Source organism: Kitasatospora sp. NPDC043950, from assembly GCF_056435345.1.
Genome location: NZ_JBWKER010000048.1, coordinates 45,292 through 71,362, shown reverse-complemented (window position 1 = coordinate 71,362; position 26,071 = coordinate 45,292). Strand labels below are relative to the sequence as shown.

Annotated in this window: 18 protein-coding genes; 4 read left to right on the top strand and 14 right to left on the bottom strand. The window is 74.4% G+C overall.

Features of this window, described 5'->3' with window-relative positions:
* Positions 1-279 precede the first annotated feature (279 nt).
* Entirely contained in the window at positions 280-1,815 is a 1,536-nt protein-coding gene (locus AC07BF_RS28330) for an MFS transporter (RefSeq protein WP_400809883.1), read from the bottom strand.
* Between the two features lie 165 nt (positions 1,816-1,980).
* Here AC07BF_RS28330 and AC07BF_RS28325 point away from each other — a divergent pair, with 165 nt between their 5' ends.
* A complete protein-coding gene (locus AC07BF_RS28325) occupies positions 1,981-2,703 on the top strand; it encodes a TetR/AcrR family transcriptional regulator (protein WP_363586723.1) in 723 nt (240 codons plus the stop codon).
* A 240-nt stretch (positions 2,704-2,943) separates the two neighbouring features.
* Entirely contained in the window at positions 2,944-4,368 is a 1,425-nt protein-coding gene (locus AC07BF_RS28320; RefSeq protein ID WP_363586724.1) for an ABC1 kinase family protein, read from the top strand.
* 108 nt (positions 4,369-4,476) lie between these two features.
* On the opposite strand, the gene AC07BF_RS28315 is transcribed toward AC07BF_RS28320, so the two are convergent.
* The 4 genes from AC07BF_RS28315 to AC07BF_RS28300 all read right to left on the bottom strand — a co-directional run bounded on the left by AC07BF_RS28315 (position 4,477) and on the right by AC07BF_RS28300 (position 8,383).
* Complete coding sequence (locus tag AC07BF_RS28315; RefSeq protein WP_079136258.1) at positions 4,477-4,722, bottom strand: hypothetical protein; 246 nt, start codon at positions 4,720-4,722, stop codon at positions 4,477-4,479.
* A 149-nt stretch (positions 4,723-4,871) separates the two neighbouring features.
* Positions 4,872-5,240, bottom strand: coding sequence for a WhiB family transcriptional regulator (locus tag AC07BF_RS28310; protein WP_400335999.1), 369 nt, complete (start codon positions 5,238-5,240; stop codon positions 4,872-4,874).
* A 167-nt stretch (positions 5,241-5,407) separates the two neighbouring features.
* Positions 5,408-5,854, bottom strand: a complete 447-nt coding sequence (locus AC07BF_RS28305; protein WP_400989019.1) for a hypothetical protein — start codon at positions 5,852-5,854, stop codon at positions 5,408-5,410.
* Between the two features lie 261 nt (positions 5,855-6,115).
* A complete protein-coding gene (locus tag AC07BF_RS28300) occupies positions 6,116-8,383 on the bottom strand; it encodes an ATP-dependent DNA helicase UvrD2 (RefSeq protein ID WP_400809880.1) in 2,268 nt (755 codons plus the stop codon).
* A 200-nt stretch (positions 8,384-8,583) separates the two neighbouring features.
* Between AC07BF_RS28300 and AC07BF_RS28295 the strand changes: the two genes are divergently transcribed.
* Positions 8,584-8,841, top strand: a complete 258-nt coding sequence (locus AC07BF_RS28295) for a mycoredoxin (protein WP_363586726.1) — start codon at positions 8,584-8,586, stop codon at positions 8,839-8,841.
* A gap of 109 nt (positions 8,842-8,950) precedes the next feature.
* Here the strand turns inward: AC07BF_RS28295 and AC07BF_RS28290 are convergent, their stop codons facing one another.
* From AC07BF_RS28290 to AC07BF_RS28265, 6 genes are all read right to left on the bottom strand, one after another.
* Complete coding sequence (locus AC07BF_RS28290) at positions 8,951-9,790, bottom strand: GntR family transcriptional regulator (RefSeq protein WP_363372614.1); 840 nt, start codon at positions 9,788-9,790, stop codon at positions 8,951-8,953.
* A gap of 210 nt (positions 9,791-10,000) precedes the next feature.
* Positions 10,001-10,942, bottom strand: coding sequence for an NAD(+) diphosphatase (gene nudC, locus AC07BF_RS28285; protein ID WP_363586728.1), 942 nt, complete (start codon positions 10,940-10,942; stop codon positions 10,001-10,003).
* Positions 10,943-11,011: 69 nt separating this feature from the next.
* Complete coding sequence (locus AC07BF_RS28280; protein WP_363586729.1) at positions 11,012-12,415, bottom strand: dipeptidase; 1,404 nt, start codon at positions 12,413-12,415, stop codon at positions 11,012-11,014.
* 145 nt (positions 12,416-12,560) lie between these two features.
* A complete protein-coding gene (locus AC07BF_RS28275) occupies positions 12,561-15,425 on the bottom strand; it encodes an FtsX-like permease family protein (protein ID WP_400809874.1) in 2,865 nt (954 codons plus the stop codon).
* On the bottom strand, positions 15,422-16,186 hold the full coding sequence (locus AC07BF_RS28270; protein ID WP_363586731.1) for an ABC transporter ATP-binding protein: 765 nt from the start codon (positions 16,184-16,186) through the stop codon (positions 15,422-15,424). The genes AC07BF_RS28275 and AC07BF_RS28270 overlap by 4 nt, the downstream gene beginning before the upstream one ends.
* A gap of 128 nt (positions 16,187-16,314) precedes the next feature.
* On the bottom strand, positions 16,315-16,947 hold the full coding sequence (locus AC07BF_RS28265; protein ID WP_063347909.1) for a PadR family transcriptional regulator: 633 nt from the start codon (positions 16,945-16,947) through the stop codon (positions 16,315-16,317).
* Positions 16,948-17,025: 78 nt separating this feature from the next.
* On the opposite strand from AC07BF_RS28265, the gene AC07BF_RS28260 reads away from it, so the two are divergent.
* A complete protein-coding gene (locus AC07BF_RS28260; RefSeq protein WP_363372609.1) occupies positions 17,026-17,997 on the top strand; it encodes an endonuclease/exonuclease/phosphatase family protein in 972 nt (323 codons plus the stop codon).
* Between the two features lie 18 nt (positions 17,998-18,015).
* Here the strand turns inward: AC07BF_RS28260 and AC07BF_RS28255 are convergent, their stop codons facing one another.
* The 3 genes from AC07BF_RS28255 to AC07BF_RS28245 form a co-directional block, all read right to left on the bottom strand.
* Positions 18,016-19,200 carry a PP2C family protein-serine/threonine phosphatase gene (locus AC07BF_RS28255; RefSeq protein WP_363586732.1) on the bottom strand — a complete coding sequence of 395 codons (1,185 nt, stop codon included), beginning with the start codon at positions 19,198-19,200 and terminating at the stop codon, positions 18,016-18,018.
* A 190-nt stretch (positions 19,201-19,390) separates the two neighbouring features.
* Positions 19,391-22,618 carry a UvrD-helicase domain-containing protein gene (locus tag AC07BF_RS28250; protein ID WP_371517223.1) on the bottom strand — a complete coding sequence of 1,076 codons (3,228 nt, stop codon included), beginning with the start codon at positions 22,616-22,618 and terminating at the stop codon, positions 19,391-19,393.
* Positions 22,619-22,650: 32 nt separating this feature from the next.
* On the bottom strand, positions 22,651-25,968 hold the full coding sequence (locus AC07BF_RS28245) for an ATP-dependent helicase (RefSeq protein WP_363586734.1): 3,318 nt from the start codon (positions 25,966-25,968) through the stop codon (positions 22,651-22,653).
* Positions 25,969-26,071 lie beyond the last annotated feature (103 nt).

Below are 26,071 nucleotides of genomic sequence, written 5' to 3'. Positions count from 1 at the left end.
GCCCTGCCTGGGGCAGGGCGCGGGCCATGCAAGGCGGGGATCCGCTGTTGCCAGCGGGAGGTGGTGGGCGGGAGGTGGTGGGCAGGAGGTGGGGAGGGTGGGGGGCGGGGGGCGGGGGGGAGGGGGCCCCAGAGATCAGGCAAAGAACCACGCGCAGGAAGTCGGCCCGTCCGACTTCCTGCGCACCACCACACCACCGCCCCACCCCACCGCACCGAAGGCCGGTGCCCCTGGGGCACCGGCCTTCACGGCGAGGCGGACCAGCCAGGTCCAGCGAAGTCAGGCGGCGATCCCGGCGTCCTCCACCGACGCCCCGGCCACCGGCTCCCCCGCCGCCGTCCCGGCCTTCCGGTCGCGCATCACCAGCGTGGCCACGACCGCCGCCGCCAGCACCCCGATCGCGCTGATCGTGAAGGTCGTCGACATCGCCGAGGTGAAGGCCTCCCGGACGGTCCGGACGAGCCCGGCGTCCCCGTTGGCCAGCGCCAGCGCCCCGCCGACGGAGTGCTTCGCCTCCTCCGGCATCCCGGCGGGCATCTCGGCGGCGAAGCCGCTCGACAGCAGCGAGCCCAGGATCGCGATGCCGAGCGCGGTGCCGGCCTGCTGGATGGTGTCGTTCAGCGCCGAGCCGACGCCCGCCTGCTCCGGCGGGATGGTACCCATCAGCGCCCCCACCGCCGCCGGCATCGCCAGGCCCGCGCCGAGGCCGAGCAGCCCGAGGGCGACCGCCGGGACGGTGAAGCCGGTGCCGGCGGTGACGGTGGTCAGCAGGGCGAAGGAGGCGGCCATGACGAGCATCCCGGTGAGGATGAGCAGGCGGTTGCCGATCGTGGCGGCGAACTTGGCGCCGACCCCGTTGCCGACCAGGGCGGCGATGGCCAGCGGAACGAACGCGAGGCCCGCCTTGACCGGCGAGTAGCCGAGCACGAACTGCAGGTACTGGGTGAGCACGAGCAGCAGGCCGCCATTGCCGATCTGCACCAGGGTCAGCGACAGCGAGCCCCCGCTGAAGTTGCGGTGCTTGAAGAGCGCCAGCGGGACCATGGGCGCGGAGGTGACGTTCTCCCACACCACGAACCCGCCGAGCGCGAGCACCGCGACGGCCAGGGTGACCAGGGACTGGCCGCCGAAGGCGCCGTGCTGCGGGATCTCGATGATCCACCAGACCAGGGCGGTCATGCCGGCCGCGGACAGCACCGCGCCGAGCGGGTCGGGCTTCTGCCACGGCCCCTTGGACTCCGGCATCAGGAGCAGGCCCGCCAGGATCGCCAGGGCGACGACCGGAACGTTGATGAAGAAGATCGAGTGCCAGGAGAAGTGGTCGATCAGCACGCCGCCGAGGACCGGGCTGCCGACCAGCCCCAGCATCGCCACCGAGCTCCAGGCGGCCATCGCCTTGTTGCGCTCGTCCTCGTCGAAGACGGTGATGAGGATCGACAGCGTCGAGGGCATGATCAGCGATCCGCCGACGCCCATGGCGACCCGTGCCGCGATCACCTCGCCGGGGTTGGTGCAGAAGGTGGCCGCGAGGGAGGCCGCCCCGAAGAGCAGCAGTCCGATGATCATGATCTTCCGGCGGCCGAAGCGGTCCCCGAGGCTGCCGGCGGTGAGCAGCAGCCCGGCGAAGACCAGGACATAGGAGTCGAGGATCCACTGGGTGTCCTGGGCGCTGGCGTCGAGGTCCGCCGTCATCGAGGGCACGGCGACCGTGAGCGCCATGCTGTCGACCACCAGGACGAGCGAGCTCAGGCACAGCACGATCAGGATCCACCAGCGGTGCGGGTTGCGGCCCTCGGTCGCGTTGAGCGCTGTCATCAGCCACCCCTCCATTCTGCGCACACCGTTCCCCCGATGCGCACGTCGCTCCTTCGTTGCGCACACTGTACGCACTGCGGAACGGTGTGCGCAACACCCGACTCCTGTACGCTCGATGCGAACGGTGTACGCAGCGAAGCAGGAGCAGAGGGAAGGGGAGCCGCCATGGCCGCCGAAACGAACCCGATCCCGTCCGTGTGGGCCCGTCGGCAGCGCGAGCCCGACCAGCCCGCACTCAGCCGGGCCGCGATCGTCCGCGAGGCGATCACCATGCTGGACGCCGAGGGCATCGAGGCCCTGAGCATGCGCAAGCTGGCCACCCGGCTGAACGCGGGCGCCACCTCCCTGTACCGGCACGTGGCGACCAAGGACGAGCTGATGGAGCTCGCGGTGGACGAGGTCTTCGGCGAGATCACCCTCCCGCCCGCCGACAGCCCCGACTGGCGCGCCGCCGCCACCGAGGCCGCCGGCGCCTTCCGGGCGACGGCCCTGCGCCACCCCTGGCTGTCGTCCGTCCTCGGCCAGGCCGGCCTCGCCTACCTCGGCCCCAACCTGATGTCCTACGGCGAGCGGCTGACCGCCTTCTTCACCTCGGCCGGCTTCCCCGAGCCGGTCCGGGCGATCGACGCGGTCATCTCCTACGTCGTCGGCATGAGCACCACGGAGGCGGCCTGGCTCACCACCGTCGCCCGGGCCGGCGAGAGCGAGGCCGCGTTCATCGCCCGGCTGATGCCCGCCGCCCGGGAGGCCACCGCGGGCTTCGCCCACCTCACCGACGCCTACTCGACCGTCTCCGCGGACCCGGACCCGGCCGCCACGCGCGACGCCAAGTTCGCCTACGGCCTCGACGTGGTCCTGGACGGCCTGGCCCTCCGCCTGCCCCGCTGACTCTCCGGTCGGACGACCCCCGGCCACTCCGCTCAGCGCGCAGCCGCCGTCCGCCCACCACGCCGGGCCGACCGGACCAAGCCGTCCAACTCCCCCGCAAAGGGACAGCGGTCGCGTCCCACGTGCGGGCGCCCCTTCCCCGCCTGGCGAAATACCGGCGGTCGCGGGGTGGGGAGCGGGCACAATGGCCTAGTGATGGTGGGCCGTCCGGTGTCGGGGGGCCAGGGAATGGAGGCCCGGGTGAGCGATCTTCCGCGCAAGGCAGTGACCCGCACGGCACGGCTCGCCGCCCTGCCTCTGGGGATAGCCGGACGCGCCACGCTCGGTCTGGGCAAGCGCATCGGCGGCCGCTCCGCCGAGGTGGTGACGGCCGAGCTCCAGCAGGCCACCGCCGACCAGCTGTTCAAGGTCCTGGGTGAACTCAAGGGCGGAGCCATGAAGTTCGGGCAGGTGCTGTCCGTCTTCGAGGCCGCGCTGCCCGAGGAGGTCGCCGGGCCGTACCGGGCCGCGCTCACCAAGCTGCAGGACGCCGCTCCCCCGATGCCCGCCGCCAAGGTGCACACCGCGCTCGCCCAGCGGCTCGGGGACGGCTGGCGCGAGCTGTTCCGGGAGTTCGACGACCGGCCGGCCGCGGCCGCCTCGATCGGGCAGGTGCACCGGGCCGTCTGGCACGACGGGCGCCGGGTCGCGGTCAAGGTGCAGTACCCGGGCGCGGGTGACGCGCTGCTCGCCGACCTGACGCAACTGAGCCGGGTGGCCTGGCTGTTGGGCCCGCTGATCCCGGGGCTGGACATCAAGCCGCTGATCGCCGAGCTGCGCGAACGGGTGTCGGAGGAGCTGGACTACGAGCTGGAGGCGCAGGCCCAGCGCCGGCACGCCGAGGAGTTCGCCGGCGACCCGGACATCGTGGTGCCCGGCGTGGTGGCGCAGGCCGACCAGGTGCTCGTCTCCGAGTGGATGGACGGCACCCCGCTGGCCGAGGTGATCACGGACGGCACCCAGGAGGAGCGCGACCGTGCCGGGCAGTTGCTGGCCCGGTTCCTGTTCGCGGGCCCGTCCCGGACCGGCCTGCTGCACGCGGACCCGCACCCGGGCAACTTCCGGCTGCTGAAGGACGACGGCCCGGCGTCGGGCTGGCGGCTGGGGGTGCTGGACTTCGGCACGGTGGACCGGCTGCCGGGCGGGCTGCCCGCGCCGATCGGGGCGTCGCTGCGGATGGCCCTGGACGGCGACGCGGCGGGCGTGCTGAAGATGCTGCGCGAGGAGGGCTTCGTCAAGCCCTCGATCGAGCTGGACCCGGACGCGGTGCTGGACTACCTGCGGCCGATCATCGAGCCGGCCGCCGTGGACAGCTTCCACTTCACCCGGGCCTGGATGCGCGCGCAGGCGGCCCGGATCGCCGATCCACGCTCGCCCGCCTACAACCTGGGCAAGCAGCTGAACCTGCCGCCCGCGTACCTGCTGATCCACCGGGTGACGCTGAGCACCATCGGGGTGCTCTGCCAGCTGGGCGCCCAGGCGCCGTTCCGGGCGGAGATGCTGGCGTGGCTGCCCCAGTTCGCCGGCCGGGAGCCGGCGAAGCCGGCCAACCCAGCGGGGACGGCGAAGCCCGCCGGTCGCAAGCCGGCAGGCGGCAGGCCCGCCAGCCGCACCCGCAAGAGCTGACCGGAACGCCGCCCCCGACGACCGCAGGCCGCTCCCCGTGACGGGGGGCGGCCTGCGGCACGACGGGGGTGGAACGCGGGGAGGCCCCGCACGCGACGACAGCCGCGACTACATCAGGGCGACGGCGATCGCCTTGCGGGCCCGCAGCGAGGCGCGCTCGGCCCGCTGCTTGAGCCGGCGGGCCCGGGCGACCCGGGTGACGAGGCGTTGGTGCTCGGCCTCGTGCAGGCGCTCTTGCATATGGGCCCGGGCCAGGGATTCGTGGAGGAGTTGCATTTCGAGGGTCCTGTTCTGGATCTGAAGTTCGGTGGTCTGCTCAGCGCGGACGGTCGGATCGATGGCGGCGGCGGTCATGTGGTGGTCCTGCTCGTGGTGCGTGCTCGGGAAGGGGGCTGGCCGGGATGCGTCGGCCTTGGCGGCGGCGATCCGGACGGAACGGCGGAGGGAGCTGTCCAGCAGGGGCTGCTCTCCCCGGCGGACGGCCCTGGCGCCGTGGGCGGGGTTCACGCCATGACCTCGGTCTTGCGCGGACGGCCACGCGGCCGCTTGCGGGCCACGACGACGCCCTGGACGAAGAGCTCGCCACCCCAGACGCCCCACGGCTCGCGCCGCTCCAGCGCACCGGTCAGACAGGCGTCCTTGACCGGGCAGGTGCCGCAGAGGGACTTCGCGTACTCGACGTCGGCGGGCGTCTCGGCGAAGAAGACCTCGGGGTCGAAGGCGCGGCAGGGGATGGGGAGCCCGAGCGCCTCGGCCTGCTCGATGGAGCTGATCTGCATGGAAGGAACCTCCGGGGGGTCGGCCTGGTCGGCCTTGGTGATCTGGCTTGTCGGCGGTACGGACGGGATGGGCGGCGTGATGACCGTGGACACTGTGGCGTCTTCCTCGTCTTCTCAGTGGTTCCGGCCCAGATGGCTGGTGGGTCTGGGCCGGAGGCCCCGGGGGGCCTGGGTGGTCTTGCGTACCGGACAAAACAGAAGGGCCGCGGATCCCGGTGTGACGGGTTCCGCGGCCCTGGAGGTGCCGACCTGAGGCTTACTCAGGTTCGTTCTCTCCAGGGTTCAGGCCCGCGGAAGGCCCGCATCCGGACGGCCGTGGCGCCCGCAAAGGCGGCCATGGCCTGGTTAATCTGCTGCTCGTTCTGCTTCTGGGTGCTTCCGGCACCGACGACCTGCGCATAGTCGCCATGCATGGCGGCTGCTACGACTGCCTTCGGTGCCTGGGTCGGTCGCTCATCACGCAGGGAGCGCGACGTACCGAACGACGCCCAGTCGCCGGACAGACCGGCCTCGACGGAGGTGCCTTCGACGTTCCTGCCGCCCGCGGCGCAGACATCAGTGTGTCCAAGGCCACTGACAGCGGGGACGACGGAGACACCGGTGGTGTCGAGACCCAGACCGGTTCCACCGAGCTCGGCGAGCGCCCGCAGACGGGCGGCACGCAGGGAGGCAGCAACAACGGTCTGGCCAGTCATTTTGGTGATCATGATGTTTCCCACTGTCATCGCCTCCTCTCGGCGTCTCGCGGAGCCAGGTCGCCCCGGTTCCGAATGTTCGGATGTCTGTCTCGGTGAAGCTGCTGGGTGCAGGGGATTCGGCACAGGTGTCACCCCGTGCGATCTCGTCCCCTTGACCGCTCCGGCAGGCTATTGCGCTCCCGGTATGCCGCGCAAACTATTTTTCACGGCGGGTTCGGATGTCCCCCGAGCGGCCCCCGGGAGACTCCCCTGGACCGCGCCCGGACCGGCTCACGCCGGATCGACCGGCTCGCCGTCCTCGACGCCGTCCGGATCCTCCTCGGGCTCCTCCCCCGCACACAACGAGAGCACGGCCGCCCCGTACTTGTCCAGCTTCATCGCGCCGACCCCGGAGATCACGGCCAGCTCCTGGCGGCTGGCCGGCACGTCCTCGGCGATGGCCATCAGCGTGGCGTCGGTGAACACCACGTAGGCCGGCGCCCCCTGCTTCTTGGCCTGGCGGGCCCGCCACTCGCGCAGCCGCTCGTACAGCGCCTCGTCCATGGTGGACGGGCAGCTCTCGCAGCGGCGCAGCTTGCGCTCGACCGCCTCGGTGAGCACCTTCTCGCAGACCCGGCACTTGACCGGGCCGCGGACCCGCCGTCCGGCGGAGCGCTCGCCGGGCTCCACGCCCCCGCGCCCGCCCCGCCCGCCGGTGCGTGCGCCGGGGGCGCTGGAACCGGGGCGCAGCCCGTCCAGGAAGCGGCTGGGCTTGCGGCTGGCCCGGCCGCCCGGGGAGCGGCTGAGCGCCCAGGAGAGGGAGAGGTGCTTGCGGGCCCGGGTGACGCCGACGTAGAGGAGTCGGCGCTCCTCCTCGATCTGCTCGTCGGTCTTGGCGTAGATGATCGGCAGGGTGCCCTCGGTGAGGCCGACGAGGAAGACGGCGTCCCATTCGAGGCCCTTGGCGGCGTGCAGCGAAGCGAGGGTGACGCCTTCGACGGCGGGGGCGTGCTGGGCGGCAGCGCGGGCGTCGAGTTCGGCGACGTAGGCGGCGAGGTCGGCGCTGTGGCCGGCGGCGGTGCGGGTGCGCTCGAACTCCTCGGCGAGCCGGACGAGGGCGGCGAGGGACTCCCAGCGGTCGCGCACGGCGCCGGAGCCGGCGGGCGGTTCGGCGGTGAAGCCGCGGGCGGCGAGGACGGCGCGGACCTGGCCGGCCAGGTCGGGGGCGTCGGCGGTGAGCGGGTCGGCGCCGGCCCGGGCGGCGCCGCGCAGCAGGACGCCGGCGTCGCGGACCTCGGGGCGTTCGAAGAACCGCTCGGCGCCCTTGAGCTGGTAGGGGACGCCGAGGTCGGCGAGGGCCTGCTCGTAGACCTCGGACTGGCCGTTGGTGCGGAACAGGACGGCGACCTCGCTGGCGCGCACGCCGGTGGCGAGCAGGTCCTTGATCCGGCGGGCGGTGGTCTCGGCCTCGGTGGGTTCGTCCTCGTACTCGGTGTAGACGGGTTCGGGGCCGGCCTCGCGCTGGGAGACGAGTTCGAGGCGGTGGCGGGCGGCCTCGCCGCGGGCCTGGCTGAGCAGTCCGTTGGCGAGGTGGACCACCTGCGGGGTGGAGCGGTAGTCGCGGACCAGCTTGACGACCGTGGCCTCGGGGTGGCGGGTGCGGAAGTTGAGCAGGTAGTCGGGGGTGGCGCCGGTGAAGGAGTAGATGGTCTGGCTGGCGTCGCCGACGACGCAGAGGCTGGCCCCGCCGCCGGGGCCGGTCCACTGGTCGAGCAGCCGCTGCTGGAGCGGGGAGACGTCCTGGTACTCGTCGACGGTGAAGTGCCGGTACTGGGAGCGGACCTGGTCCGCGATGTCGGGGCGGTCCTCCAGGATGGCGGCGGTGAGCAGCAGGACGTCCTCGAAGTCGATGACGCCGCGGCGGCTCTTGGTCTCCTCGTAGACGCGGTAGACCTGGGCGGTCTCGGCCGGGTCGCGGGGGGCGTCGCGGCCGGACTTCTGGACGGCGGCGGGGTAGTCGTCGGGGCCGAGCTGGGTGACCTTGGCCCACTCGATCTCGGCGGTGAGGTCGCGCAGTTCGGTGCGCTGGACGCGCAGGCCGCAGCGGCCGGCGGATTCGGCGACGAGCTGGACCTTGCGTTCGAGCAGCTGGGGCACGGGGCCGCCGACGGCGCGCGGCCAGAAGTACTGGAGCTGGCGCAGGGCGGCGGCGTGGAAGGTGCGGGCCTGGACGCCGTCGGCGCCGAGTTGGCGCAGCCGGCCGCGCATCTCGCCGGCGGCGCGGGCGGTGAAGGTGACGGCGAGGACCTGCTGGGGCTGGTACACGCCGCTGCGCACGCCGTAGGCGATCCGGTGGGTGATGGCGCGGGTCTTGCCGGTGCCGGCGCCGGCGAGGACGCAGACGGGCCCGTGCAGGGCGGTGGCGACGGCGCGCTGTTCGGGGTCGAGCCCGGCGAGCACGGCGTCGGGGCCCGTGGCGGCGGTGGGGTCGGCCCAGAGGGAGCCGTGGGGGCCGTCGGACGGGCTGCCGCTCAAGAGGTCTTCCTGCATGCTTTCCATCCTCTCAGCCCGCTGGGACAACGGGGGCGGGGTTGTCCACAGGCACGGTGTGATCGCAGGATGATCGCTGCGCACCGGGGCGCGCGGGGCCGTTCGGGCGCCGTCGTGGTGCGACGGAGCGTGGCCGTGCGGAATGACCGTCGCGCGGTGGGCGTTCCTGCCCTGAGACCGTACGCCCTCTTCCTGAAGGAGCCTCCTCGATGTCCGGCAGCGTGACGATGTACAGCACGACCTGGTGCGGGTACTGCAACCGACTCAAGAGCCAGCTGGACCGGGAGGGGATCGGCTACACGGAGGTCAACATCGAGGAGGACCCGGCGTCGGCGTCGTTCGTCGAGTCGGTCAACGGCGGCAACCAGACCGTGCCGACGGTGCTGGTGACGCCGAACGCCGGCGGCGAGCGGGTCGTGATGACCAACCCGAGCCTGCTCCAGGTGAAGAAGGCCCTCGGGGTCTGAGTGGTCCGAACGGCCTGAGCGGTCCGCGCGACCCGAGCGGCCCGCATGGTCCGTGCTGCCCGAGCGGGCTTGAACGGCCGGGCCGGCCCGGGGTCCGGGCCGGCGCGCGTCACTGCGCGTCGGCCCTGGCGGGGTCGACGGGTGCGGCGGGCGCGGGCAGGGTGGCGCGCGCGCCGAGGTCGCCGATGCCGTAGACGAGCCGGCTGCGGTCGGCCGAGTAGCGGGTCTCGATGACCCGGACGGGCCCGCGCCGGTCGTAGGTGACGCGGGTCTGGACCATCAGCGGCACGCCGGGGCCGCCCTGGAACCACTGGGCCTCCTCGGGGCCGGGCATCCGGGCGACCAGGTGGTCGACGGCGCCGATCTCGGTGCGGCCGAGTTCGTTGAGGACGGCCTCGTCGCCGCCCTCGACCGGGTCGGGTTCCATCAGCGGGGTGCCGGCGGCGAGTCCGGCCCGGTAGTGGCTCTCCTCGATGGAGTACGGCTCGCGGTCGAGCAGGCGCAGTTGGCGGCGGACCACGATGGCCTCGCCGGGGCGCAGTCCGAGCCGTTCGGCGATGTCGACCCGGGCCCGGACGATCATCATCTCGAAGTCGGTGGTGAGTTCGCGGCCGGCCTCGGCGGCCTCGCCGAGGTAGACGGCGGAGGGCACGGCCAGGCAGTCCCGGGGGGCGGGGGCCAGGGTGGGGCCGTAGGCGCGGTGGTCCAGGACGGGATGTTCCCGCAGGTAGGTGCCCTTGCCCTGGAGGCGGACCAGGCGGCCTTCGTTGACCAGGACGTCGACGGCGAGCCGGACGGTGTTGCGGGCGACTCCGTACTGGCGTTCCAGTTCGCTCTCGACCGGGAGTGCGGCGTCGGCGGTGAACTCGCCCTCGGCGATCCGGCGGCGCAGGTCGGCGGCGAGACGCTGGTATTTGGGGGATTGGGCGGTGCCCCGGGGGATTGTCACCCGAGTGAATGTAGCGAGCGCGATGGCGGGGTTTCAGCCGTTTCCGGCAATGTCGTCCGCGCGGGTTGACGACGGCTTCGGGACGGCGGGCGGTGGTAGCAGAACTGGCCCGTCCGGCCACGAACATCCGATCGTGGCGGATTCGGAAAGGAAGGGAAAAGAAAAACGGGGGCGCGCGGGATAACCCGCACGCCCCCCATTCGTCGGGGATTACCAGCGCGCCGCCGACGGCAGCGGTCCGCCGTACCAGAGCTCGACCAGGTGGCGCGCGATCGAGATCCCGGAGGGCGGCAGGATCTCCCCCGCCTCCATCCCGGCCCGCAGCTCCTCGCGGGAGAACCAGCGCGCCTCGGCCAGTTCCTCGCCGTCCACGGTGATCGCCGTGCCGCCCGGCAGCGCCCGGCCCGTGAAGCCGAGCATCAGGCTCGACGGGAAGGGCCAGGGCTGGCTGGCGACGTAGCGCACCTCGCCGACCTGCACGCCGGCCTCCTCGTGCACCTCGCGCACCACCGCCTGCTCGATCGACTCCCCCGGCTCGACGAAGCCGGCCAGGGTGGACCAGCGGCCCTCCGGCCACAGCGCCTGGCGGCCGAGCAGGCAGCGGTCCTGCTCGTCGGTGATCACCATGATCACCGCCGGGTCGGTGCGCGGGTAGTGCTCGGCCGCACAGGAGGTGCAGCGCCGCACGTGCCCGGCGCCGGCCTTCTCGGTCGGGTGCCCGCAGCGCGAGCAGAAGCTGTGCAGCCGGTGCCAGTGCTCCAGCGCCACGGCGTGCACCAGCAGTCCGGCGTCCCGGTCCGACAGCAGCGCGCCGACCTCGCGCAGTCCGGCCGGGCGGGCGTCGCCGTCCAGCCGCCCGGGCAGGCTCTCACCGGCCAGCGCGAAGTACGAGACGCCGTCCTCGTCGGTGCCGAGGAAGTACCGGTCCCCGGTCTGCGGCGCCTCGAAGGAGGGCATCAGCACGAGTTCGGTGCCCTGCGCGGTGTCGACGACGAACGCCTCGCCGCCGGCGATCGGCAGCACCCGGGTGGCCGGGTGGCTCCAGGCGGCGGCCAGCCAGGGCTCGTCGAGCCGGTGCTCGGCCGCCCGGTCCACCCCGGCCCGGGCCAGTGCCAGGTTCAGTGGGCGTTCGGTCTCAGGCACGGTGCTCACTTCGTTCCATCCCCACGTGATGAATCATCCGGATGAGTGATCTGACTGCCATGGTGTGCCCGCGCGGGGTCACGCGCCGGGCCGGAAGTTCTCGGCCAGGTCCCCCCACAGGTACGCGGCCGTCTCCACGCCCTTGGCCAGCAGGTCCAGTTCGACCTTCTCGTTGACCGAGTGCCAGCCGTCCGAGGGCACCGAGATGCCGAGGAACAGCACCGGCGCGCCGAGCACGTCCTGGAGGTCGGCGGCCGGGCCGGAGCCGCCCTCGCGGGTGAAGAGGATCTTCTGCCCGAAGGCCCGGCCCATGGCGCGGACGGTGGACTGCAGCGCCGGGTGGTCCAGCGGGGTCAGGCAGGGCCGGGTCGCGCCCGGGAAGGTCAGCTCGTGGCGGACGCCCTCGGGCACCCGCGCGGCCACCCACTCCCGGACGGCCTCGCGCACCTTCTCCACCTCCTGCCCGGCGACCAGCCGGAAGGACAGCTTGAGGTGCGCCGAGGACGGCACGATGGTCTTGCCGCCGGGGCCGGTGTAGCCGCCCCAGAGGCCGTTGACCTCGGCGGTCGGGCGGGCCCAGACCCGCTCCAGGGTGGAGTAGCCGGCCTCGCCCCGGGTGCCGTACGACTTGGCGACCCTGAGCCACTGCGCCTCGTCGAAGGGCAGTTCGGCGAACAGCTCGCGCTCGCGGTCGGTCAGCTCGATCACGCCGTCGTAGAAGCCCGGGATGTCCACCCGGCGGTCGGCGTCGTGCAGGCCGGCCGCCAGCTCGGCGGCGACCTGCGCCGGGTTGGGGACGGCGCCGCCGAAGGAGCCGGAGTGGATGTCGGTGTCCGGGCCGTACAGGTCGATCTGGGCGTCGGCCAGGCCCCGCATGCCGGTGCAGACGGTCGGCGTGGTCTCGGACCACATGCCGGTGTCCGAGATGACCACCACGTCGGCGGCCAGCCGCCCGGCCTCGCGCCGGACCAGGTCGGCGAAGTGCGGCGAGCCGGACTCCTCCTCGCCCTCGATCAGCAGCTTGAGGTTGACGGCCGGCGCGGTGCGGCCGGTCGCGGCCAGGTGGGCGCGCACGCCCAGGGTGTGGAAGAACACCTGGCCCTTGTCGTCGGCCGCGCCGCGGGCGAACAGCCGTCCGCCGACCACGGTCGGGGTGAACGGCTCCGTGTCCCAGCCGTCCTCCTTGGCAGCGGGCTGCACGTCGTGGTGCCCGTAGACCAGGACGGTCGGCGCGGACGAGTCCCCGGAGGGCCACTCGGCGAACACCGCCGGCAGGCCGTCGGTCTCCCACACCTCGGCCACCGGGAAGCCGGAGTCGCGCAGCTTGGCGGCCAGCCACTCGGCGGAGCGCCGCACGTCGCCGGCGCGGGCCGGGTCGGCGGAGACCGAGGGAATGGCCAGCCACTCGGAGAGGTCGGCGAGGAAGCCGGCCTGGTGCTGGTCGATGAAGGAGCGGACGACGCTGTCCGGAGTTCTCGTCATACGGACGACTTTAGTTCGCCCGTGCGGGTGCCCGCCCCGGCCGTCCGGCTGCCGGGCGCCGTCGGGGCTGTAACCTCCGTCACCCCCGTCCGCGCCCCCGGAGTGGAGGGGGCGCGGACGGGGGTGACGGGAGGGTGCGCGAACCTCAGCCGGAGCGGCGCAGCAGGGAGATCCGCGAGCGGGTGAGCAGCGCGGCCAGGCCCGCCGCGAGCACCGGCAGCGCCACCACGGTGACCGCGATGGTGAGCCACGGGAGGACCACGACCGAGTTGTTGGCGATCGTCTCGGCGCTCATCCCGGGGACGGAGGTCGCCACGCCCTGGACCTTGCGCAGGGCCACCGCCGGCACGATCCCGCAGACGGTGCCGAGGAGGGTGCCCATGGCGGCGATCACCCCGCACTGGAAGCCGGAGAGCGTGCGCCGGATCCGGGGCTCGGCGCCGACCGCCGCGAGGGTGGTCAGGTCGCGCTGGGAGTCGGCGGCGGCGAGTCCGGTGGCGATGCCGGCCGCGCCGAGGGCGACGATGCCGGCGAAGATCGACAGGCCGAGGCCGATCAGGTCGGACCTGGACTGGTAGCCGCGCTCGATCGAGAGGACGTCCTGGTCGGTGAGCTTGGCCAGCGCCCCGTTGGCCTTCTGCTGGGCGCCGTCGGAGGGCGAGCTGTCGGGCAGCCAGACCGAGCCGGCCGGGGAGGTGGTGAGGCCGAGCCGGGTGGCGGTGTCGGGGCTGATCACGGCCTGGCCGCTGGCCGGCACCACCGCGGACGCGAGGACGGCGTCGACGGAGATCTCGGTGTGGCCGCGCTTCCGGGGGGACGGCCCGTCGGTCTCCTCCATCGGATCGTTCAACCCGACCGCGACCTTGCCGTCCTTGAGGTACTTCGCGTCGAAGACCACGGCCTTGCCGGCGGCGAGGGCCTGCCCGGCGGCCGGGTCGGTGACGCCGTAGAGGTTGCGCAGCAGGGTGGCGTCGCCCGCGGAGAGGTTGCTGAAGTGGTTGCCGCGGTGGCCGATGCCCTGGCAGCGCGGGTCGGTGCCGAGGATGCGTTCCGTCTCGTCGGTGCTGCGCTCGGTGTCGTCGAGGGCGGGGCAGCGCAGTTCCTTGGGCAGTTCGACCTGGATGTAGCCGCAGCCGCTGCCGCCGTCGGCGCAGTCGCCCTTGTAGTCGACGCGCTGGATGTCGGCGCGCGATCCGAGGGCGGGGATGTTGCGTTCCACCGCGTCGCGCATCTGCGGCAGCAGCTTGCCCTCGGAGGCGGGCAGCCATCCGCTGCCGAGCATGACGGCGCCGGAGGGGGCGGCGGCGGTGTACTCGCGGCGGTTCCCCTCGTCGTAGCTGGCGAGGTAGACGCTGACCGCGACGGTGCCGGCGACGGCGGCCATCACGGCGGCGACGGCGGGCGCGGTGCGGCCGCGGTGGCGCACCGAGTCGCGCAGGGCGAGCCGGGGGCCGAGCGAGAGCCAGCGGCCGAGCCGGCCGAACAGGCCGACCAGGTAGGGCGTCAGGGCGACCATGCCGAGTTCGGCGACGGCCGAGCCACCGAGGACGGACAGGCTGCGGTTGGCGAAGCCGCTGGTGGCGCCGAGCAGGGCGAGCGCGGAGCCGCCGCCGAGCATCAGCAGGCCGAGCAGGGCGAGCTTGCGGCTCGGGGGCTTGAGCGAGTCGCGGCCGGTGAGCGCGGCGACGACGTCCTGGCGGGAGGCCTGGACGGCGGGCACGACGGCGGCGAGCAGGCCGGTGACCAGGCCGACCAGGAGCACGCCGAGCAGGTCGAGCGGCTGGAGGTTGAAGTGGCCGAAGCGCTGGCCGGCGTACTCCTCGGCCCGGGTGCGCAGCAGGGCGACCAGGCCGATGCCGAGTCCGAGGCCGACGACGGCGCCGGTGATGCCGAGGACGATGCCGCCGCCGAGGACGACGGCGCGGATGTTGGCGCGCTCACCGCCGCCGGCGGCGAGCAGTCCGAGCTGCCGCCGGGAGCGCCTGGCCCCGACGGCGAAGGCGGGGCCCGCGAGGAGGACGATCTCCAGCAGGGCCATGCCGACGACGGTGGCGAGGATGACGACGGAGGTGCGGTCGAGGTACCCGGGGGTGGGGCCGCCGTGCTTGTCGGCCTCGACGTAGTAGGGGACGTCGGCGCGGGCCGGCGGGTCGAGCAGGACGGCGCGGGAGGCGAGGGTGAAGCCGTAGCCGCCCAGTTCGGTGACCTTGGGCCAGTCCAGGCTGCCGGCGGGGAGCTTGACGAGCCAGCGGGTGGGCGCGTCGGTGCCGGCGTTGCGGCTGCGGTCGGCGCCGGGGAGCTTGGCGAGCTTGCTGATCAGGGTGCCGGGCCGGGCGATGATCTCGGTGGCCGTCAGTTCACCGGGGTACTCGACGACGCCGGTGATGGTGAAGGGGGTGTCCTCCAGGCCGCGGACGGCGGTCTGGTCGCCGATCTTGAGGCCGGAGCGGGTGAGGAAGTCCCGGGTGACGGCGGCTTCGCCGTCGGTGGCGGGGGCGCGGCCCTTGACCAGGTCGACCCGGCCCTTCCAGACCGGGTCGGTGAGGTCCAGCTCGGTGGTCCGGGTGCTGAGCAGGCCCTGGGAGCTGCCGGCGGCGGTGTAGGGGCCCTGCCGCTCGGGCACGAGGACGGTGCCGGGCGGGAGCAGCTGCTTCGCCAGTTCGACGGGTTCGGTGTCGAGGCTGCGCTGCTGGGCGGGGGTGTACTGGGGGGCGGCGCCGTTCTTCGCCTCGTCCTTGGCGCTCCTGGTGGACATTCCCTTGTCGGGGTCGGGCGCCTGGAGGACGATGGCGCCGCGTTCGAGCATCTGCAGTTCGCCGTCGGCCTGGCCCATGACGCGCACGACGTGTTCGGCGGGTTCGAGGTCGGCGCTGCGGAAGACCACGTCGGCGCCGGTGACGCCGAGGACGGGCAGTGCGACCATGGCGACCACCAGGGCGCTGCGGCCCTTGGCGCGCAGGGCGTCGCGGCGGGCGATGCGCAGGGCGACCCGCCAGGCGCTGAGCTTCACTCGTCCACCTTCATGCTGTTGGTGGCGGCGCTGACGAGCAGGCTGGCGGCGTCCTGGCTGACGCTCTCGTCGACCATGCGGCCGTCGCGCAGGAAGACCACGCGGTCGGCCCAGGCGGCGTGCCGGGCCTCGTGGGTGACCATCATGGCGGCGGCGCCGGCGTCGCAGCGGGCGCGCAGGACGGCGAGGACGGCCTCGCCGGTGGTGGAGTCGAGGGCGCCGGTGGGCTCGTCGGCGAGGACGAGGCGGCGGTCGCCGATGAGGGCGCGGGCGATGGCGACGCGCTGCTGCTGGCCGCCGGACATGTCGTCGGGGAAGCGGTCGGCGAGCTCGGGGATGCCGAGCTCCTCCAGGGCGGCGAGCGCCTCGCGGCGGGCGGCGCGGGCGGAGAGGCCGTCGAGTTCGCGCGGCAGCGAGATGTTCTCGCCGGCGGTGAGGGCCGGTATCAGGTTGTAGTCCTGGAAGACGTAGCCGATGGAGCGGCGGCGGACCTGGGCGAGCCGCTTGCGGTTGAGCCCGCCGAGGGCGACGCCCTCGACGAGGACCTGGCCGGTGGTCGGGGTGTCCAGTCCGCCGGCGAGGGTGAGGAGCGTCGACTTGCCGGAGCCGGACGGGCCCATGACGGCGACGAACTCGCCGGGGTGGACCTTGAGGTCGATGCCGCGCAGGGCTTGGACCTCCGCGGCGCCTTGGCCGTGGACTCGGGTGACGTTCTCCAGGTGCAGTACCGGCGTCTGCCGGGCCGGGTCGGTGTGGGACATGGTTCCCCCCTTGTGCTGGTGGTGGGCTCGGCGTCGGGTCCGGGCCGGTGGTTCGGGCGGGCCGTCGCGGTCAGGTGCGCGAGCGGCGGCCGTCGCGGGGGCAGGTGCGCGAGCGACGGCGGGCGGGGTCAGGTGCGCGAGCGGCGGCGGGCGGGCCGAGCGGCCGTGGCGCCGCCGTCGCGGGCGGCTTCGGCGGCGCGGGCCTGTTCGGTCTCCGCGTGCTGGTGGAGCCGGGTCTCGCAGTGGTCGAGCCAGCGGATCTCGGCCTCGGTCTGGAAGATCAGCTGGTCGAGGACGAGCAGCCAGGCCAGGTCGTTGCTCGCGGAGGGCGCGATGCCGGGCCGTGACTCCCCCGCCAGCGCGCGGCCCTTGAGCCGGGTGTAGTCCTGGAGCGCCTTGATGCTGTGGCGGCGCTGGCCCTGGACGACGGCGGAGACGTCCACCCCGGGGACGGTGACGGCCATGGCGAGCTTGATGGCCAGTTCGTCGCGCGGGGGGTTGGTCCGGGGCACCGGGGTGTCGAACCAGGCCCGCAGCTCGGTGCGTCCCTCTTCGGTGACGGCGTAGAACTGGTGGCCCTCGTCGTCCTCTCCGGCGGGCTCGACCAGGCCGTCCCGCTCCAGTCGGGACAGCGTCGTGTAGACCTGCCCGACGTTGAGCGGCCAGGTGGCGCCGGTGCGCGCCTCGAACTCGGTGCGCAGTTGGTAGCCGTAGCGCGGGCCCTGGTCGAGCAGGGCGAGCAGGCCGTGTCGGATGGACATACTCAGTATGTATACCCGGTATGCCCCACGGGCTCAAGCCGCGCCCCCTCCCCCGGCGAGCGGGTACCGTCGTGCGGTGTGAGCCAGTTGCGCATCGCCACCTTCAACCTGCTGCACGGTCAGCCGCTCGCCCCGGACGGCGCCCCGCGGCCCTACCCCGCCGACGCCGGCGGGCCGCTGGCGGAGGCGGTGGCCGCGCTGGACGCCGACGTACTGGCCCTCCAGGAGGTGGACCGCCACCAGTCCCGCTCGGGCGGCACCGACCAGGCCGCGGTGGCCGCCAAGGCCATGGGGGCCGCCGACTGGCGGTTCGCCGCCGCCCTGCACGGGCGCCCGGCGCCGGTCGCGGGCTGGGTGCCGGAGCCCTCCGTGCCCGGCGGCCTGCGGGTGTACGGGCCCGGCGACGTCGGCGACGGCGCCCCGCCCTCGTACGGCACCGCGCTACTGACCCGGCTGCCGGTGCGGCACTGGCGGGCCCGCCGGTTCGCCCCGGCCCCGTTCGGACTGCCACTGCGGGTGGCCGGCCGGCGCGGGCTCACCCCGGTGCCGGACGAGCCGCGGGCGGCGCTGGCGGCCGTGCTGGAGGGCGACCACGGCCCGTTCACCGTGGTGGCGGCGCACCTGTCCTTCGTCCCCGGGTGGAACATGGCGCAGCTGGCCGGCATCCGGCGGTGGATCGCGGACCTGCCGCAGCCGTACCTGGTGCTGGGCGACTTCAACCTGGTCGGCGCGGTGCCGCGCACCGTCCTCGGCGGGGCGACCGCACTGGAGCGCACCGCGCCCCGGGCACGGGTCCGGGAGCTGCGGGCGGCCCGGCGGGCCCGGCCGGCCCTGGCCGAGCCGCGCCGGCGCCGGGTGCGCGAGCCCCGCCCCCGTCTGCAGGGCTGGTACGACCTGGCCCGCACCCCGACGTACCCCTCGCACCGCCCGGCGGTGCAGTTCGACCACGTGCTGGCGGTCGGCGTGCCGCGCGCCGCGGTCGGCCCGGCGGCGGCGCCGCGCGCGGCGGTGTCGGACCACCGGCCGCTGCTGGTGGAGGTCTCGCTCTAGTGCGGGCCCAGCACGGGACTAGTGCCGGGTCAGGACGCCGTGCTGGTGCGGTAGTTGGGTGCCGGCGGCGGGGGCCGGCGCGTACTGGAGGAGCAGCATGGCCGCGTCGTCGCCGAGTTGGCGGCCGACGTGGCGCACCACGTCCTCGTGCAGGCGCTGCAGGACGTCCGCCGGGCGGCCGTCGGCGCAGCGCGGGAGGCGCTCGGCGAGCGGGTAGAAGGCGCCGGAGCGGTCGCGGGCCTCGATCACCCCGTCGGTGAACAGCAGGACCCGGTCGCCGGGCCGCAGTGCCACCCGGTGCACCGGCGGCCGGACGTCGGCCGGGTCGAGGACGCCCAGCGGCGGGACGGTCTCGGCGAGTTCGAGCGGCCGGACATCCCCGCCGCGCAGCAGCAGCGGCGAGGGGTGGCCGCAGTTGACCAGTTCCGCGGTGCCGTCCGCCCCGACACCGATCAGCACCAGGGTGACGAACTCCTCCTCCACGCCCGGGTGGTCGTTCTCGTGCAGGGCCCGGTCGAGGCTGACGGCCAGCCAGCCGGCGACCCGGTCCAGTGCGGGCTCCTGGTGCGCGGCCTCGCGGAAGGCGCCGAGGACGGCGGCGGCGGTCTCGACCGCGCCGAGGCCCTTGCCGCGGACGTCGCCGACCACGGCCCGCACCCCGTGCCGGGTGTTGACCACCTCGTACAGGTCGCCGCCGATCCTGGCGTGCGCGGCGGCGGCCTCGTAGTGGACGGCCGCCTGGACGGTGCCGACCCGCTCGGGGACGGGCCTCAGCAGCACCCGGCGGGCGATCGAGGCGACAAGCTGGGCGTCGGCCAGCGCCCGCTCCTGGCGCAGCCGCAGGGTGGCGCTGACCCAGCCGATCAGCGCGACCAGCAGGATCGCGAAGACGCTGGCGGCGTGCACGGACTGGTCGAGCGCGTCGCTGCGGAAGGCCATCAGGAAGGCCACCGCCTCGGTGAAGAGGCCGATGGCGAGCGGGTACCAGGTTCGGTGGCTGACCACGGCGGCCAGCGCGGGGACGGCGGTGAGGGCCGGTTCGACCGTCACCTCGGTGTTACTGACGAAGTCGAGGGCGACGATCAGCGCCATGCCGATGAAGGGCAGCGCGAGCGCCGTCCTCGGCCAGGTGCCGGTCGTGCCCGGAGCGGGTCCCGGGGTCGGCCCGGTGAACCGCTCTCTGATCCATCCGGTCGCGCTCAACGTCGTTACTCCAGCAGAAGACGCCGATGCCCTGGGGCACCTGCGGTGATGACTGAGGGTTAGGGAATGCGGGCCTCGCTGGCGGCCGGAGCACGGGGGTTGACCGGTTACCGACCCCACAATAGGCACGAAACGTGCATGACGCACAGGTTTCGGGCGCTGCCGTGATGACTTGAATGCTCTGCGTGACTCATTCTTCACTGTTCCCGATCAGGAGCCGTTCCAACTCTTTTCGGTCGGGAAGTCCTGCCGGACGGACGATCCGCCCGCTGCGGACGTACAGGAAGGAAGCCGTGACCTGCTCCGGCGGAACGCCCGCCTGCTCGGCCCAGGCGATCCGGTAGACCGCGAGCTGCAACGGGTCGGCAGTCTCCTCGCGGTGGGTCTTCCAGTCCACCACTTCGTAGCGTGACGCGCCACCGGCTACTGACGTCACGTCACCGTCCCGGTAGACCGCGTCGATCCGGCCGCGCACCACCCGCCCCCCGAGCACCAGCTGGAACGGCGCCTCCACCCGGTGCGGCCGGCGCTGGGCGTACGGGGTGCGCAGGAACGCCTCCTTGAGCTGCTCCAGGTCCTGCTCGTCCTCGATGCCGTCGTCGTCCGCGCCGGGCAGCGCGCCCGGCTCGATCAGCAGCAGCGGTTCGATCCGGGACTGCACCCAGGCGTGGAAGCGGGTGCCCCGCCGGGCGGCCGGCTGCGGCGGGCGCGGCATCGGCCTGGCCAGGTCGCGCGCGAAGCCGTCCGGGTCGGCGGCCAGGCGCAGCAGTTGGGTGGCGGACAGCGCGGCGGGCAGCGGCACGTCGCGGGCGGTGCGCCGGGAGCGCTCCAACTCGCCCAGCAGCGCGGTGAGGTCGCGGTCCCAGGAGGCCGCCTGGCGCTGGTCCTCGGCGGCCATCGGCTCGGGCTCGGGGGCGGGCGCGCCGGCCAGCCGGGCGTGCACCACCTCGGCGACCCGGCGGCGGGCCAGCTGGGCGGCCGGGTCCAGCGGCAGCGGCCAGGGGTGCTCGACGGGGGCGGCCAGCGCCGGGTTCTCGGCGCCCTTCTCCGGCTGCTCGGCCCAGTGCTCGACCTCCCCGGCGCCGGGCCGCTCGCAGTGCTCGCGCAGCTGCTCCAGGAAGGCGGACGGGCCGCGGACGGTCTTCTGGCTGGGCCCCCACCAGTGCCCGGAGGCCAGCAGCAGCGTGCGCGGGCGGGTGAACGCGACGTAGCCCAGGCGCAGTTCCTCGGTGCCGGAGTGCTCGGCCAGCTGCCGTTTGAACGCGGTCATGGCCTTGCCGTCCCACCCGCCGCGCACGTCGGGCAGGGTGTCCGCGTCGCCGCGCAGGGCGTGCGGGAGCACCCGCTTGCTGCTGGTCCAGCGCTCGCGCGAGGTGGTGGACGGGAACGAGCCCTTGACCAGGCCGGGGACGGCGACGACGTCCCACTCCAGGCCCTTGGACTTGTGTGCGGTGAGCACCTTCACGGTGTCCTCGCCGCCGGGCAGGCTGCTGTCCAGGCCGCGCTCGTACTCCTGGGCGGCGCGCAGGAAGCCGAGGAAGGCGGCCAGGCCGGGGTCGCCGTCGAGGTCGGCGAAGGAGGCGGCGACGTCCAGGAAGGCGTGCAGGGTCTCGCGCCGCCGGGCGGCCAGCGCCTGCGGGGAGGCGGCGAGTTCGACCTCCAGACCGGTGACGGCCAGCACCCGGTGCAGCACGTCCATCAGCGGGTCGGCGAGCGAGCGGCGCAGGTCGCGCAGCTCCTGGCCGAGGCGGGCCAGGCGGACCCTGGCCTCGGCGGAGAAGGGCAGTTCGTCGGGCTGCTCCGCGTCGAGGAAGGTCTCCACCGCGTCGGCGAGCGAGACCACCTCGGTGGGGTCGGCCTCGGCGACGGCCGCCGTCAGCGCCTCCACGCCCTCGGGCCGGTCGGTGCGCACCAGGTCGGCGGCCCGGCGACCGAGCAGGGCGAGGTCGCGCGGGCCGATCCGCCAGCGCGGGCCGATCAGCAGGCGCACCAGCGCGGCGTTGGCGGTCGGGTCCTGGAGCACCTCGCAGACCGCCACCAGGTCCGCCACCTCGGGCAGTTGCAGCAGCCCGCCCAGGCCCACCACCTCGACCGGCACCTCGCGGGCGACCAGGGCCGCGTGGATGTCCGGGAAGGCCGCGCCGCCGCGGCACAGCACGGCGATCCGGCCGGGCGCGGTGCCGGTGCGCACCAGGTGGGCGATCGAGTCGGCGAGCCAGTCGACCTCCTCGGCGTGGGTGGGCAGCAGCGCCGCCCGCGCGTAGCCGTCCTGCTCGGCGCCGGGGGCCGGGCGCAGCGCCTCGACGCCCTCGTGCATGGCCCGCAGCGGCGCGGCGAGTTCGTTGGCGAAGGCGAGCAGCCGCCCGCCGCTGCGGCGGTTCTCGCTGAGCGCGTAGCGGGCGGCGGGGCGGCCGTCGGCCTTCGGGAAGTGCCGAGGGAACTCGTCGAGGTTGGCGACGGAGGCGCCGCGCCAGCCGTAGATCGCCTGGCAGGGGTCGCCGACGGCGGTGACGGGGTGGCCGCTGACGGGGTGGGCACCGCCCGGTCCCCCTGGGCCGGCGCCGAACAGGCCGGCCAGCATCAGCCGCTGGGCGACCGAGGTGTCCTGGTACTCGTCGAGCAGCACGACCCGGAACTGGCCGCGGAGCAGCGCGCCGACCTCGGGCCGCTGCTGGGCGAGCCGGGCGGCGGCGGCTATCTGGTCGCCGAAGTCCATCAGCCCGGCGGCGTGCTTGCGGCGCCGGTAGTCCTCGACCAGGCGCAGCAGCTCCAGCCGGGCCCGGGCGGTGGCGGGGACGGCCCGCAGGTCGTCGTTGGTGAGCTTGACGGTGGCGAGGGTGTCCAGCAGGTCCTCGTCGTGGGCGCGCAGGGTGTCCGGCTCGACCAGGTGCTCGGCGAGTTCGCCGTCCAGGGCGATCAGGTCGGCGACCAGGTTGGCGAAGGTGCCGGTGAGCGCGGGGAACGGGCCGCGGGCGGTGCGCAGCACCTTGGCGGCGAGCTGGAAGCGGGTGGCGTCGGCGAGCAGCCGCACGTCGGGTTCGATGCCGATCCGCAGGCCGTGCTCCTTGAGCAGCCGGCCGGCGAAGGCGTGGTAGGTGGAGATCTCCGGTTCGCCGAGCGGCTCCGCGCCGTCCTCCCCGGTGACACCGGCCCGCAGCAGGGCGGTGCGCACGCGTTCGGCGAGTTCGCCGGCGGCCTTGTTGGTGAAGGTGAGGCCGAGCACCTCCTCGGGCCGGACGGCGCCGGAGCCGACCAGCCAGACCACCCGGGCGGCCATCACCGTGGTCTTGCCGGACCCGGCGCCGGCCACGATCACGGCCGGTTCCAGGGGGGCGCCGATGGCCGCCATCTGCTCCCGGTTGAACGGGATGCCCAGCAGCTCCTTGAGCTGGTCGGGATGGCTGAGCACGGCGGTCACCCCGCAACGTTAACCGGAGCGGCGGACAACCTTCACTCGACGAGTTGCGCCCCGTCCCGCTGGGCGGAGCAGCTGCGGCGGAAGGTGCAGCGGTCGCAGCCGCCGCCGGTCTGCGGGACGAAGCGCTCGGCGAGGACCCGGCCGGCCGCGTCGGCGAGCAGGTTCTCGATCCACGGCTCGCCCTCCGGCGGGTCCTGCCGCTGCACCTTGGGGGCGTCCTGGGCGGCCTTGGCGGCGGGCTCGCGCAGGTGGACGAGTTCGGCGCCGCCGGTGGCCGGGGGGCGGTCGGCGAAGCCGGGCAGCTCGTTGAGGGCCCCTGCGCGGACGGCGAGCTGGTAGACGGCGAGCTGCTTGTGCTCGGGCAGCGACCTGTCGGTGGGGATCTGCTTGCCGGTCTTGAAGTCGACGACGTAGGCGCGCCCGGCCGCGTCCTTCTCGACCCGGTCCATCGAGCCGCGGATGCGCACCGAGACGCCGCCGGCGTCGAGGGTGACGTCGAAGCCGTGCTCGGTGGCGACGAGGTCGCGGCCGCGTTCCAGCACGTGCCAGTTGAGGAAGCGCTCCAGGGCGGCACGGGCCTGGGTCTTCTCCTGCTGGGACTTCCAGGGCGCGTCGAAGGCCAGCGCGTCCCAGACGGTGTCCAGGCGTTCCATCAGGACGGCGAGGTCGGCGGGGGTGCGCCCGGAGCCGACCTCGTCGGCGAGCGCGTGCACGACGTTGCCGAAGCCCTGGGCGGCGGAGCCGGCTGCGCGGGCCTTGACCTCCTTGTCCAGGAACCACTGCAGCGAGCAGTTCTCCAGTTGCTCCAGGCCGCTGCCGGACAGCCGCACCGGCAGGTCGGCGCTGCGCAGCGGGTCGGGGGCGGCGGTGGCGTCGGCCAGACCCCACCAGCGGTCGGGGCGGGCGGCGGGCACCAGTGGCAGGCCCTCGTCGTCGGTGGCGGCGGCGAGCAGGGCGAGCCGTTCGGCGGCAGCCCGGCGCAGTTCGGGCGAGCGGGCCGGGTCGACGGTGACGGCCCGCAGTTCGGCGACCAGTGCGGCGACGGACAGCGGGCGGCGCGGACGGTGGGTGACGTCCTCGACGACGACCGGCGGGGTGCGGCGCACGACCCTTCCGGTGCGCGGGTCGACGTCCTCGCGGTAGAGCTCGCGCAGGAAGCGGGAGGGCTCGTCGCCGTCGTCGGCGGGGGCCTTGACGGCGGTGACGATCAGCCGCTCCCGGGCGCGGGTCGCGGCGACGTAGAAGAGCCGGCGCTCCTCGCCGAGCAGGGCGCCCGGGGAGAGCGGTTCGGCGAGGCCGTCGCGGCCGATCCGGTCGGCCTCCAGCAGGGAGCCGCGGCGGCGCAGGTCGGGCCAGAGGCCGTCCTGGACGCCGGCGACGACGACCAGGCGCCACTCCAGGCCCTTGGAGCGGTGGGCGGTCATCAGCCGGACGGCCTCGGGGCGCACGGCCCGGACGGTGAGGGTGTCGGCGGCGATGTCCTGGGCGTCGAGCTCGGCGAGCAGGTCGAGGGCGCCGCGGTGGCCGGTGACCTGTTCCTCGGCGCGGGCGGCGGTCTCGAACAGGGCGCACAGCGCGTCGAGGTCGCGGTCGGCGTTGCGGCCGGCGGCGCCGCCGCGCAGGGCGGCCCGTTCCAGACGTTCGCGCCAGCGGCGGCTGCCGTCCCACAGCTCCCAGAGCGCCTCCTCGGCGGTGCAGCCGCCGGCGAGGCGTTCGCGGACCTTGCGCAGCAGGGTGCCGAGGTCGCGGGCCCGGCGGGCGTGGGCGGGGTCGAGGGCGATCAGCCGCTCGGGTTCGGCGAGGGCCTCGCGCAGCAGGTCGCCGGCCGGGCGCGGGGCGGCCGGGTCCCCGTCGGCGCGCAGGGCGGCGCGTTCCTCCTCGCGCAGGGCGCGGCCGAGGCGGCGCAGGTCGGAGCCGTCGAGGCCGCCGAGCGGGCCGGTGAGCAGGGCGTGGGCCAGGTCGGTGGTGAGCGGGTCGGGTGTGTCGGGGTCGCCGTGCCGGTCGCGGGCGGCCTGCTCGGCGCAGACCCGCAGGGCGAGCAGCAGGTGGGCGACGGCCGGCTCCTCGCGCAGCGGCAGGTCGTCGCCGTCGATCTCCAGCGGGACGCCGGCCGCGCTGAGCGCCCGCCGTACGCCGGGGATGGAGCGGGCGCCGGCCCGGACCAGGACGGCCATCTCGCCCCAGGGCACGCCGTCCTCCAGGTGGGCGCGGCGCAGCAGGTCGGCGATCGAGTCGAGTTCGGCGCCGGGGGTGGGGTAGGTGTAGACCTCGGCCCGGCCGCCCTCGCGGGAGGGCAGCAGCGCGCGGTGCTGGGCGAGCTTGTCGGCGGGCAGCCGGCCCATCGGCATCCGCCGGGCGAGTTCCCGGGAGGCGGCGAGCAGGACGGCGCCGGAGCGGCGGGAGACGCGCAGCACCTTGACGTCGGCGGGTTCGCCGTCGGCCCGGCGGAAGGTCTGCGGGAAGTCGAGGATGCCGTTGATGTCGGCGCCGCGGAAGGCGTAGATCGACTGGTCGGGGTCGCCGACCGCGACGAGTTCGCGACCGCCGCCGGCCAGCTGGCGCAGCAGCCGGACCTGGGAGGGGTCGGTGTCCTGGTACTCGTCGACGAACACCACCTCGTAGCGCCGCCGCAGTTGCTCGGCGACCTCGGGGCGTTCGGCGAGCAGGACGGCCCGGTGGACGAGTTCGGCGTAGTCGAGGACGCCGCGCAGGTCGAGCACGTCGAGGTAGTCGGCGAGGAAGTGCGCGGCGGCGGCCCAGTCGGGGCGCTGGACGCCCTGGGCGAAGCGCTCCAGTTCGGCTTCGCCGAGGCCCAGCTCGCGGCTGCGGGCGAGGACGGCACGGACCTCGTCGGCGAAGCCGCGGGTGGTCAGGCAGGCCCGCAGGTCGAGCGGCCAGTGGATCCGGGAGCTGCCGAGTTTCGCGTCCTCGGCCCCGCCGGCCAGCAGTTCGCGGACCATGACGTCCTGCTCGGGGCCGGAGAGCAGCCGCAGCGGTTCGGCGTAGTCCTGCGGGTCCTGGTGGGCGCGCAGCAGGGCGTAGCTGAAGGAGTGGAAGGTGGTGGCCTGGGGGGCGGCCGAGGAGGAGCCGAGCCGGGCGGACATCCGGTCGCGCAGTTCCGTCGCGGCCTTGCGGCTGAAGGTGAGGACGAGGATGCGCTCGGGGTCGGTGCCGTCCTCGATCCGCCGGGCGACGGCCTCGACCAGGGTGGTGGTCTTGCCCGTCCCGGGGCCGGCGAGCACCAGCAGCGGCCCGCCGCCGTGCTCGACCACGGCGCGCTGGTACTCGTCCAGCACGGGTGGGGCGGGCTGGACGAGCGGGCTGCGCACGAGCCGGTACGGGGAACTCACGGAGGCGGATCCTGGGGTTGTGCTGGAGGCGTGGTCGGGCGGGCCCGCCGGGGCCCGCCCGTATCGAGCCTACGATCCTGCCCCGTCATTCCCGTCGGCGCGG